Below are 11128 nucleotides of genomic sequence, written 5' to 3' on the forward strand. Positions count from 1 at the left end.
GCCACCACCCTGGCCTCCGGCAGGAGCGTCAACGACAACACCTGGCACCACGCCGTCATCGCCGGCGACGACAACGGCCAGACCCTCTACCTCGACGGCGCCCAAGCCGCCGCCTCCACCGTCAAGCGCACGGTCTACTACGACGGCGCCACCTACGCCTACGTCGGCGCGGGCACCGCCGACGGAAGCTGGCCCAACCACCCCACCAGCACCGACGGGCGCTTCAACGGCACCATCGCCGAAGTAGCCCACTACCCTACTGTGTTGGGCGCCGACGCGGTCACTGCCCACTACCAGGCCATGGGCAAGGCCGGCAGCCCGTCCAAGACCACCATCGCCACCGTCACCGAACCCAACGGCAACGGCATGTCCTGGCGCTGGGACACCGCCACCGGACGCCTGGCCATGTCCACTGACGGAACCGTCGCCACCACCCGCTACACCTACGACACCCACGGCTTCCTCTACTCCGTCACCGACGCCAACGGGCACACCACCACCACCGGCCACGACGAGCGCGGCAACGCCGTCTCCACCACCACCTGCACCGACGCGGCCCACTGCCACACCGCCTACGCCAGCTACTCGCTGGACCCGGTCAACCCGTTCAACCCGGCCAACGACCGGCAGTTGACCGGTAGCGACGCCCGAGCGAAGGACGCGAGCGACACCACCTACCGGACGTCGTACACGTACAACGCACTCGGTGACCTCACCTCCACGACCGGACCGGCCACCCCCGACTTCCCGGGCGGCCGCACCGGAACCATCAGCTACACCACCGGCAGCGAGGCGGCCGTCGGCTCCACCGGCACCCAGCCCGCGGCCCTGGTCGCGAGCAGCACCGACACCGGCGGCGCCACCACCGCCTACGCCTACGACAAGGCAGGCAACCTCACCCGCAGCACCGCCCCCACCGGCCTGGTCACCACCTACACCTACGACAACCTCGGCCGCCGCACCACCGCCACCACCGCCTGCACCGACTGCGGCCCCGCCGCCGCCTTTACCACCACCGCCTACACCTGGGACGGCCTCGGCAACCCGCTCACCCAGACCGACCCCTCCACCACCGACGCTGTCACCGGCACCGCCCATACCCGCAGGACTGCCACCGCCTACGATGCGGACGGCAACCCCACCACCCAGACCATCTCCGACGCCACCGGCGGCGACGCACCCCGCACCACCACCTGGACCTACAACAGCCACAACCAGCTCTACAAGACCACCGACCCGGCCGGCCGCACCATGGCCTACGGCTACGACCCCGCAGGTAACACCACCGGCGTCACCGACCCCACCGGCACCATCTGGTCCTACAGCTACGACGCCGACCACCGCCTGCTGCGCACCAGCATCTGGAACTACACCGGCAGCCCGAACGACCCCGTCCCGTCCCGCTTCCAGGTGCTGGAGTCCCGCGCCTACGATCCCGCCGGACGCCTGGCCACCGTCACCGACGCGATGGGCCGCACCACCCACACCTACTACAACGACGACAACACCGTCGCCGAGACCGACCTCGACGGCTACCGCAACCCCGACGGCACCCAGCGCACGATCGTCCTGCAGCAGAACACCTACGACGCCGCAGCCCACCTGACCCAGCAGACCACCGGCGGCGGCAAGACCACCACGACCGCCGTCTACGACGCGGCGGGCCGCACCACCTCCACCACTCTCGACCCCGGCGGTCTGAACCGCACCACCAGCTACACCTACGACGCCGGGAACCGCGCCCTCAGCACCGTGCTCAGCGGCGGCGGCGGGGAGACCCGCGAGAGCGACGCCACCTACAACAAGGTCGGCCAGGTCCTCACCCAGACCGTCAAGAACAGCCCCGCTGACTCGATCGTCAAGAACACCTACGACCAGCGCGGCCTCCCGCTGACCACGATCAGCCCGCTCGGCAACGTCGCGGGCGCCGACCCGGCCGCGTACACCACCACCTACACCCACGACGCACTCGGCCGACTCACCCTCACCACCGCCCCACCCGCCGACACCACCACCGCCGACCCAGCCACCGGCACCGCCACCGTCCTGCACGGAGCCCGGGCCATCTCCCGCACCGGCTACGGCATCTACGACGAACCGACCTCCACCCAGGACGCAACGGGCAACATCACCACCCTCACCCACACCTGGGACCCGGTCACCGGACACCACGAGTCCATCGCCAACCCCTCCTACACCGCGCCCGGACAGAGCACCGCCGTCACGGCCGTCAGCCAGATCGACTACGACGGCCTTGACCGACCCAAGACCCTGCACGACGCCAAGAACCAACTGACCGGCAAGGTGTACGACCAACTCGGCAACCTCGTCGAAACCGACCTCCCGCAAATCCACGGCACCACCCCGAAGGCCTACGCGACCTTCGACCTCGCGGGCGAGCAACTCTCCATCACGGATCCGACCGGCGCCCGCACCGAAGCCACCTACGACGATCTCGGACGGCAGATCACCGCCACCGAACTCGTCCGCCGCACCACCACGACCGACGCCTACACCAGCACCATCGGCTATGACGACGCGGGCAACACCACCTCCAGCACCACCCCGACCGGGGTCCGCAGCACTGCCGCCTTCAACGCGGCCGGCGAGCAGACCTCGGCCACCGACCCGCTCGGCAACACCACCACCAGTACCTACAACCTGGCCGGCCAACCCCTCAAGACCACCCAACCCGGCGACCAGCCCGGTACCACCGGCCCCGCCACCACCTTCACCTACGACCGGGCCGGTCAACTCAAGACCACCGCCCGACTCTCGGCCACCGGCACCGTCCTGGCCACCAGCACCGTCGGCTACGACGTCGCCGGCAACGCGCTCTCCGCCACCGACGCCGACGGCAACACCACCACCGCCGCCTTCGACGCCCTCGGCCAGGTCGTGCGCCACGTCGAACCGGTCACCACCACCAGCAGCATCACCACCTCCTTCGGCTACGACGCCGCCGGACACCGCACCGCCTACACCGACGGCAACGGCAACACCACCTACTACACCTTCAACACCCACGGCCTGCCCGAATCCACCATCGAACCCGCGACCTCCGCCTACCCGAACGCCGCGGACCGCACCTACACCACCAGCTACGACGTCCTCGACAAGCCCGCTACGAGCATCCAGCCCGGCAGCGTCACCCTCACCAACACCTACGACCCCCTCGGCCGCCTCAAGACCCAGACCGGCACCGGCGGCGAGGCCACCACCAACCCGACCCGCAGCTTCGGCTACGACCCGGCCGGACGCCTCACCTCACTGTCCACCCCCACCGGCACCCAGACCTACGGCTACGACGACCGCAGCCTGCTCACCACCGCCAACGGCCCCCTCGGCCACGCCACCTACGCCTACGACGGCGACGGCAACCTCACCACCCGTGCCGACGAATCCGGCACCGCCACCTATACCTACGACGCCGCTGACCGCCTCAAGACCTTTGCAGAACCGCTCACCGGCACCACCCTCACCTACGGCTACAACACCCGCAGCCAGCTCTCCACCGTCAAGTACGGCACCGCCGACCAACGCACCTACAGCTACGACGACCTCGGCAACCTCACCGGCGACAACCTCACCACCGCCACCGGCACCGCCGTCTCCTCCCTCACCTACACCTACTTCCCCTCCGGCCGCCTCAAGACCAAGACCACCACCGGCCTCGCCGGAGCCGGAACCAACACCTACACCTACGACCAGGCCGGCCGCCTCAGCACCTGGAACAACGGCACCACCCCCACCAGCTACGGCTACGACGCCAACGGCAACCTCACCGCCAACGGCCTCAACACCGCCACCTACAACCAGCGCAACCAACTCACCGGCAACAGCCTCGGCACCACCTACACCTACACCCCCCGAGGCACCCGCTCCAGCGCCACCACCGGCGGAGCGACCACCACCGCCACCTACGACGCCTACGACAACCTCACAGCCCAACAGGGCCAGACCTACAGCTACGACGCCCTCGGCCGCCTCGCCCAGTCCGGTACCCACACCTTCACCTACACCGGCGCCGGCGGCACCCTCACCTCCGACGGCACCGAGACCTACTCCCGCGCCCCCGGCGGCAACCTCACCGCCATCGGTACCAGCGGCGCCTCCGCCCTCGCCTACACCGACCGCCACGGCGACCTGATCTCCACCTTCACCCCCAACGCCACCGCCCCCGGCGCCTCCACCTCCTACGACCCCTGGGGCAAGCCCACCACCCGCACCGGCACCACCCCCAACCTCGGCTACCAAGGCGGCTGGACCGACACCACCACCGGCCAGGTCAGCACCTCCAGCCGCTGGTACGACCCCGCCACCTCCGGCTTCACCAGCCGCGACACCGTCCTCCTCGACCCGATGTCCTCGGCCCGCGCCAACCGCTACCAGTACGGCGACGCCGACCCCCTCCAGAACACCGACCCCGACGGCCACTCCGCCGGCTGCGTCGGCGCCAGGAGCGTCACCACCGCGGTCGCCGCCGTGGCCGCCGCCGCAGCGGGCGCTGCCTCCGGTTGGGACAGCTACGAACTCGGCCCCGCGCCGAAGGGCAAGTACCGGTGGATCCCGCCCGCGATGCCCCAGTACACCTTCAGCTTCAGCTACGGCGCCATGAACATCTACGCCCTCCAACTCATGAGCTCCGGTGGCAGCGGATTCTCGTGGTCGAGTACCGCTCATGAAGTGAGCCACCCCAGTCCTCAGACGGTCCAGACGGTGCAGACGATTTCCGGGGGGGTAGCGATCCTTGGAGGAGCCGCTATGGCGGCTGGTGAAATCGCCTACCGCCTCAACCCGGTGACAGGGGCGCTCAACGCCTACTCAAGTTGCGATACCGCGGCACCGGTCATCAAGATCGACCGCACCAAGATCGCCCCCGGCGCTGCTATCGCGGGCGCGGTCGGCACCTACACCGCGGGCCCCACCTACGGCGTCGCCACCGCCTCCGCTGCGACCGCCACGGTCACTGCCACCGCCAACACCGCCGTCGACGCCGCGGCCTTCACTGCCGACGCCGCCCAGGAAGCGGCTGGCTTGATCTCTACTACTTTCCCAGCCATCGCCGGGGCTGGGGCCTGGAGCACAACCAGCCCAGACCTAGGAGCAGTCACCGGCACTCTGCTCGAAAACCCGATCAACACGGCTGCCGGGCTGTCCAAAATACTAGACAGCCCCATTCATGCGGCGGCGAGCCTCGGAGTAGTGCTAGTTAGCCCAGCTGTTCAGCAAACTGGACAAATACTTGAAGCCAAGGATCACAGTGACGGGCGATTGGTTTCTCAGGGAACAGCGGCTACTGCCACAGTTTCGGCACAAAAGCTGCTAGATGACGCAAAAGCCCTGCATGATACATATGGGATCGGTAGTCGAGCAGATAAAGGCACCACAGTCGCGACTGCCCAGTTGGGCGGGGAGCTAGTGTATGCTGTTGCAAACAACGGAACAAATTTGAAGCTTAAAAGCTTGGCGAAACTCCTGGGATATACACGAGTCTATGAGACTGACTTGACACCTCAGGTGCACTCGGATGCTGAACAGGTTCTCTTCAATGCCATTGAAGAGATGGAGTTTATAGGTGACGGGATTATTGCTTCCTCTCGTAAGGCATGCGGCCCGGAGCGCCAGGACTGCAGGGGGCGCGCATCTCAGTTTGATGGAGTCCAGCTGTGGGAGCGAACTAGATAGGGAGGGTTTAGATGGACCTGTGGGACAGAGAAGTGTCAAGTTTTGGGAATAAAGTTCAAGCGCTCGAAAGTCCTGTCCTGACTGGGCTGGCTCTAGGTGCAATTAGATCGGCATTTTATTTGCTGGAATCGCAGAATGTTGAAATTTTTCCATCCAGCAGGAGGGGATTGATTGTCCGAGCCATCGAGAGTGGGGGGATTGTGGGGCGGGGTGGAGGAGGTGAAATAGAGCTTGCCGAGCGCTTTTTGGCCGATTATGACAGCTTGCCGGACGTTGCACTTGCTCCGCCGGTGGGGCCGTTCATGATGGGACTCGTCAGGCTATTCGAAGAAGCCCCTTCCGGGCTGTCTCCGGATGGTCTAATGGAAATTCTATGGTCATGCCATGAGTCTATTCTAATGTCTAGAATTTCGGGACGATACTCTATTCACGATGAAGAGTTGGATTCCATCTGCAATGAGTCAATTAATAAGCAGAAGATCCTGCTCGAATCTGCTCTTGGGGGCGCCTAGTACGTCAGTGAGAGTTATCCGTTTCCTGCTCAGTGGCCCGATGGCGACGAGTATGCCGGGCTGCGCCTGGGGTGGGTGTGCAGTGCCTGGTGTATCTGATGTTGTGGGCTTGATTCGCTTTGACGGACACCTCTGATCAGGGGCTTCGGCCCCGGAAGGATGATGTCCATCACGGAGAGCATGGGGAAGAAGAAGTCGCGCCCTCGTTGCTCGTTCACACCGGAGTTCAAGGCGGCGATCGTCGAGCTGTGCCGACGCGGTGACCGGTCCGTCGGTCAGGTCGCGAAGGATTTCGACTCTCCAAGTCGGCCGCCGTTGCGGAGGTCTCCTCCATGGGAAGCGCGGTCAGGACCTTCTCGCCGAAGAATGAGTCGACTTCCACCAGTTGGACGGTGTCGAGCCGGCTGTCGAACCGTTTGAGGGCCTTGAGTTGGGCCTTGGAAATCAGCCCCAGCGCGTCGCTCCACGCCACCGCGAACGGCATGGTTGCCCGGATGAGGCGCCGGACCGCGAGGCCCACTGCGGCGCCGTCATGCTTCGCCGCGGCCAGCATCGCGCGGTACCGGGCGGCGCCCAGCAACCGCCGCACGAACATGCTGTACATGCCGCTCGTGGACCTGCGGTGGACCTCCGCGAGGAACTCCTCCAGGTTCTCCTCGACGACGTACCGTCCCAAGAACTCGTAACACGATCTTGCAGTTGTGCCGAGCGGCCCCGTTTTCGCACGCTTGGTCGACCGGGATACTTGGGCGATGGACAGCTATGAGGGGCCAGCGAGGTTGGAGTGGTGGGCCAATGGGTCGACGTGCCTGGGCGAGTTCGACGTGCAGGTATCGATCCGTCCCGCCGACGACAACTGGGTCTGTGACGCGCTACTCGGCCCTGAACTCCTGTCGGATGATCGTCGCGAGGTCTTCGACCGCTTGATGGATCTCGATCCGGTCTTCACACTGCGCTTCCATGAGGGCAGCGAGATCCTGGTCAATGTCGTGAAAGCCAGAGACGGCGAACGTCTGGCGGTCACGGTCTGTGAGTCGGCTGAGCAGGCCGCCTGAGGCGCCGCCAACAGATGATCGCGCAGGCCAGCGAGACGAGGGCTCCGTGCAGATCGAGGCGCCGTTCCCAGCGGACGGCGAGGCGCTTGAACTGGTGGAGTTGGGCGAAGGTCTGCTCGACGACATAGCGGAGCTTGCCGAGGCCGATGATGTCGGGCTCACCCCGGCGGGAGATGACCGGCAGGATCCGGCGCTTGCGCAGTTCGCGGCGGTTGGGGTTGCTGTCGTAGCCCTTGTCGCCGAGCAGGGCGTCGGGGCGCTTGCGGGGGTGCCCGACACGGCCGGCGACCGGCGGGATGCCGTCGACCAGGTCGAGGGTCAAGGTGACGTCGTTGACGTTGGCGGCGGTGGTGATCACGTGGAACGGGATACCGCCGCCGTCGCTGACCAGGTGGTGTTTGCTGCCGGTCTTGCGGCGGTCGACCGGCGACGGGCCGGTGGCCTCGCCCCCTTTTTCGCGCGTACGTGGGAGGCGTCCACGCAGGCGCGCGTCCAGTCGATCAGTCCGGCCGCGTTCAACTCGGCCAGGAGTAAGCGGTGCAGGGCCTCGAACACCCCGGCCTTCTGCCAGCGGCCGAGCCGACGCCAGCAGGTCTGCCCGGAGTCGAAGCCCAGCTCCGGCGGCAACTGCTGCCAGGTGATGCCGGTGTAGAGCACGAACAGGATGCCCTGCAGACACAACCGGTCGTCCACCGGACGCGGGCCCGGCGACCGCTCCGGCCATGCCGGCAACAGCGGCTCGATCCTGGCCCACAGCTCGTCGTCCACCATCCACGGCTTGTTGCTCACGCCATCACGAACGGACGAATCGTCACATCGGTCACGCCCCATCAGCAATGATCACCAAGATCGTGTTACGAGCTCCAAGGTCTCGAGTTCGCCCTCGGGAATCTGTGAGGCGAAGTCCTCCAAGCGTTCGGACCAGTGCCGGGAGTCGCCGGCATCGGTCATCGTGATGCACAGCGACACGATGAGGTCGATGCCGATGATCTCCGCTTCGCCGATCTGCAGAACCGACAGTACCGCCGGGTCCAATGACCGCAAGAACGCTGCGATCCTTGACTGGTGGACATCGACAACTTTGGTCTCGCTCAAGCCCGGCCCTGTCTCACTCCATTGTGAGCTGATAGCACTGCAACGCTACAGGCGGCCTCGGACAATGTCGTCAGCTTTTACCCGCAGGGCTCGATCAGGCGGTGCGCCGAGAGTCAGCCCGATGACCGGCCAAGCCTGGAAACAGTGAAACCCTTCACTGTCACGGCTGTTGGAGTGGTTCCCAGGCGGCGGTGATCTCGTACTTGACCTCCAGGGGCAGGCCGCGGCCCTTGCGGACGGCGATGTGGCGGACGATGTCCTTGATCATGGCGTTGCGGCGTGCCGGTGCGGCGTCGTCCCAGGCGTTGAGGACCGCCTGGATCGCCGCGGCGCCCGGGTGCCGTACGACCTTCGCCCGTGCCTCTTCCAGTTCCGCGAGTTCGGTGGTGAGTTCGGCACGCTGCTTGTCGATACGCTTCTTCTTCCGCCGCGCCGCCTCGTAGTCGACCGCCCGCGCCGCCACGGCATTCGTGATCTCGTCCTCTTGGCCGATCAAGTCCGTGAGTTCCGCCCGCACCTCCTCCTCCCGGACCGCGAGGCCGGCCCGTTCAGCGTCGACCACGGCGTCGACCATGCCCTCGGGCGCGTCGGCCTGCTTGCGCAACCACGCCACCAGGCGGGCCTCGATGTGTTCCAGGTTGCCGTAGCCGGCCCCCGGGCAGCTGCCGAGTTCGGCCTGGTTGCGGCACCGCCACGTCACATCGAACGGATGCGGCCGCCCGCACACCTCGGGCCGACGGACCTTCTTCGCCCGCAGCAGCGGCTGCATCCCACCCCCACAGTAGGGGCAGCGCATCCGCCCGCTCACCGAGTACCGCGGAGTGTGCCGGTCGTCGACTGTCGCCCGTTTCGGCATCGTGCCTCGCCGCTGCGTATACCGGTCCCACAGGCGTTCGGCCGTGACGCGGTCGCCCGTGACCGGCTCGTGCCGGCCGGGCAGGTACAGGCCGAACGACTCCGGCCGCCTGCAGCGGTTGCGCCGCTTGCGCGGCACACCGTCCCAATCCGGCGCCACCACGTGCAACTGCTCGGGCAGGCGGTAGCGCACCAGCCCCAGCCCGAACCCGGAGTCCAGGATGTCGTACAGGTGCGCCGGCGTCACCGGCTTGCCCGTCACCTGGTCCACGACTCCCTCCCGGTACCACTCGTGCGTGATGGCAACGGTGTTGCCCCCGCCCGCGATCCGCTCGTACGCCTCCCACAGGCGAGGACCCAGCAGGCCCTGCTCGACCCTCAGGACGCCCTCCCGGCACTGCGGGCACGTCTCCAGGGGAACGCCGCGCTTCTTCGGCGGGCAGCTCTCGCACCGGTAGTACCCGAAACGCCCCTGGTTCCCGTGCGGCAACCCGAGCCTGCGCCGGCGGGCGATCGTCTCCTTCCAACTCTCCGAGAGCTGATCCGAGAACAGCTCCGCGATGTTCAGCATCTGCCGGATCGCGAACCTGCCGATCACCGTCCGCCCGTCGAAGTCCTCCTTCGCCGCGCGCACCTCCACACCCAGCTCCGTCAAACGCTCCAGGTTCTTCAACGACTCCAGCGTGTTGCGCCCGAACCGCGACCACACCCACAACACCAGCACGTCGAACTCGCCCCGCTCCGCCATCGCGATGATCTCCGCGATCTGCCGGTCGCTGAACGCCCGACCCGACTTCCCCAGATCCACCAACGGCTCCCGCACCAGCAGCATCGACTCCCGATCCACCAGCCCCCGGCACTGAAACTCCTGCAACTCCGGACTGATCATGTCCGGCCGCGCCGTACTCACCCGGATGTAGATCAGCGCACGAAGAAGAACCCCACGTACATTCGCCACAACGACCCCTCTTCCCAAGGAAGTTACCGAACAGACCAGGTCAGATGCGGTCTCGTCATGCTTTGGCCGGGTCAACCTTCGTGGCGCCCGTCCTGATGGGGTTGGATCCGAACCTCGCGGTGATGGTGTCGGGTGTGGCGACGGTGTTCTTCCTGCTGGTGACGCAGGGCCGGATCCCGTCCTACCTGGGCTCCAGCCTGTCGTTCGTGGGCGTGGCGGCGGTGATCAGGGCGCAGGGCGGGGACGCGGCGACGCTGACGGGTGCGCTGCTGGTGGTGGGTGCGGTGCTGGCGGCGTGCGGGGCGGTGGTGCAGGGGTGCGGGGCGAAGGTGATCCACGCGGTGCTGCCGCCGGTGGTGACGGGTGCGGTGGTGATGCTGATCGGCTTCAACCTGGCCCCCGTCGCGGCGGGGACGTACTGGCCGCAGGACCAGTGGACGGCGCTGCTGGTGATGGCGTTCACGGCGCTCGCGCTGGTGGTGCTGCGCGGGTTCTGGTCGCGGATCGCGATCTTCCTGGGGCTGGTGTTCGGGTACGCGGTGTCCTGGCTGTTCGACCGGGTCTTCGGGCGGATCGACTCCCCGGTGGGCGGCGGCGCGGCCACCGAGCACTGGCGCCTGGACCTGTCGGGCGTCGGCAGGGCGGACTGGATCGGCCTGCCCTCGCTGCACGCCCCGAGCTTCTCGGCCTCGGCGATCCTGGTGGCGCTGCCGGTCGTCGTGGCGCTGATCGCGGAGAACGCGGGGCACGTGAAGGCGGTCTCCGAGATGACGGGCGACCCGCTGGACGATCGGATGGGCACCGCGATCATGGCGGACGGCGCGGCGACGGTGCTCTCCACCGCGGTGGGCGGCCCGGCGACGACCACGTACGCGGAGAACATCGGCGTGATGGCGGCGACCCGGGTGTACTCGACGGCGGCGTACTGGTGCGCGGCCGGCTTCGCGATCCTGTTCGGTCTGTGC

General features: G+C 67.0%; 7 protein-coding genes and 1 pseudogene. 4 read left to right on the top strand and 4 right to left on the bottom strand.

What is annotated here, in order from left to right:
• Both OO57_RS47115 and OO57_RS44420 read left to right on the top strand, forming a co-directional pair.
• Positions 1-5688: RHS repeat-associated core domain-containing protein (locus tag OO57_RS47115; RefSeq protein ID WP_324606818.1), on the top strand; the 5688-nt coding region annotated here is incomplete at its 5' end.
• Positions 5689-5699: 11 nt separating this feature from the next.
• Entirely contained in the window at positions 5700-6200 is a 501-nt protein-coding gene (locus tag OO57_RS44420) for a hypothetical protein (protein ID WP_158715364.1), read from the top strand.
• 226 nt (positions 6201-6426) lie between these two features.
• Here the strand turns inward: OO57_RS44420 and OO57_RS36330 are convergent, their stop codons facing one another.
• Entirely contained in the window at positions 6427-6804 is a 378-nt protein-coding gene (locus OO57_RS36330; protein WP_158715365.1) for a hypothetical protein, read from the bottom strand.
• Positions 6805-6952: 148 nt separating this feature from the next.
• Here OO57_RS36330 and OO57_RS36335 point away from each other — a divergent pair, with 148 nt between their 5' ends.
• Positions 6953-7255 carry a hypothetical protein gene (locus OO57_RS36335; protein ID WP_033257088.1) on the top strand — a complete coding sequence of 101 codons (303 nt, stop codon included), beginning with the start codon at positions 6953-6955 and terminating at the stop codon, positions 7253-7255.
• Here the strand turns inward: OO57_RS36335 and OO57_RS41885 are convergent.
• From OO57_RS41885 to OO57_RS36355, 3 genes are all read right to left on the bottom strand, one after another.
• A protein-coding gene (locus tag OO57_RS41885; protein ID WP_106974205.1) for an IS5 family transposase occupies positions 7221-8026 on the bottom strand; the annotation gives its coding sequence in 2 pieces (ribosomal slippage) (positions 7221-7711 and positions 7711-8026; 807 coding nt in all). The two genes, OO57_RS36335 and OO57_RS41885, sit on opposite strands and share 35 nt — an antisense overlap.
• A gap of 69 nt (positions 8027-8095) precedes the next feature.
• Entirely contained in the window at positions 8096-8350 is a 255-nt protein-coding gene (locus tag OO57_RS36350; protein WP_033257085.1) for a hypothetical protein, read from the bottom strand.
• Between the two features lie 160 nt (positions 8351-8510).
• Entirely contained in the window at positions 8511-10163 is a 1653-nt protein-coding gene (locus OO57_RS36355; RefSeq protein ID WP_267885010.1) for a recombinase family protein, read from the bottom strand.
• 68 nt (positions 10164-10231) lie between these two features.
• Between OO57_RS36355 and OO57_RS36360 the strand changes: the two are divergent.
• A pseudogene (locus tag OO57_RS36360) lies at positions 10232-11128 on the top strand (uracil-xanthine permease family protein); the annotation flags it as partial.

The organism is Kitasatospora phosalacinea (assembly GCF_000717185.1).
Lineage (GTDB): Bacteria > Actinomycetota > Actinomycetes > Streptomycetales > Streptomycetaceae > Kitasatospora > Kitasatospora phosalacinea_A.

Bases quoted from the DNA above. Each gene is read 5' to 3' on its own strand.
- OO57_RS44420 (WP_158715364.1), top strand. From the start codon at position 5,700: ATGGACCTGTGGGACAGAGAAGTGTCAAGTTTTGGGAATAAAGTTCAA.
- OO57_RS36330 (WP_158715365.1), bottom strand. From the start codon at position 6,804: ATGTACAGCATGTTCGTGCGGCGGTTGCTGGGCGCCGCCCGGTACCGC.
- OO57_RS36335 (WP_033257088.1), top strand. From the start codon at position 6,953: ATGGACAGCTATGAGGGGCCAGCGAGGTTGGAGTGGTGGGCCAATGGG.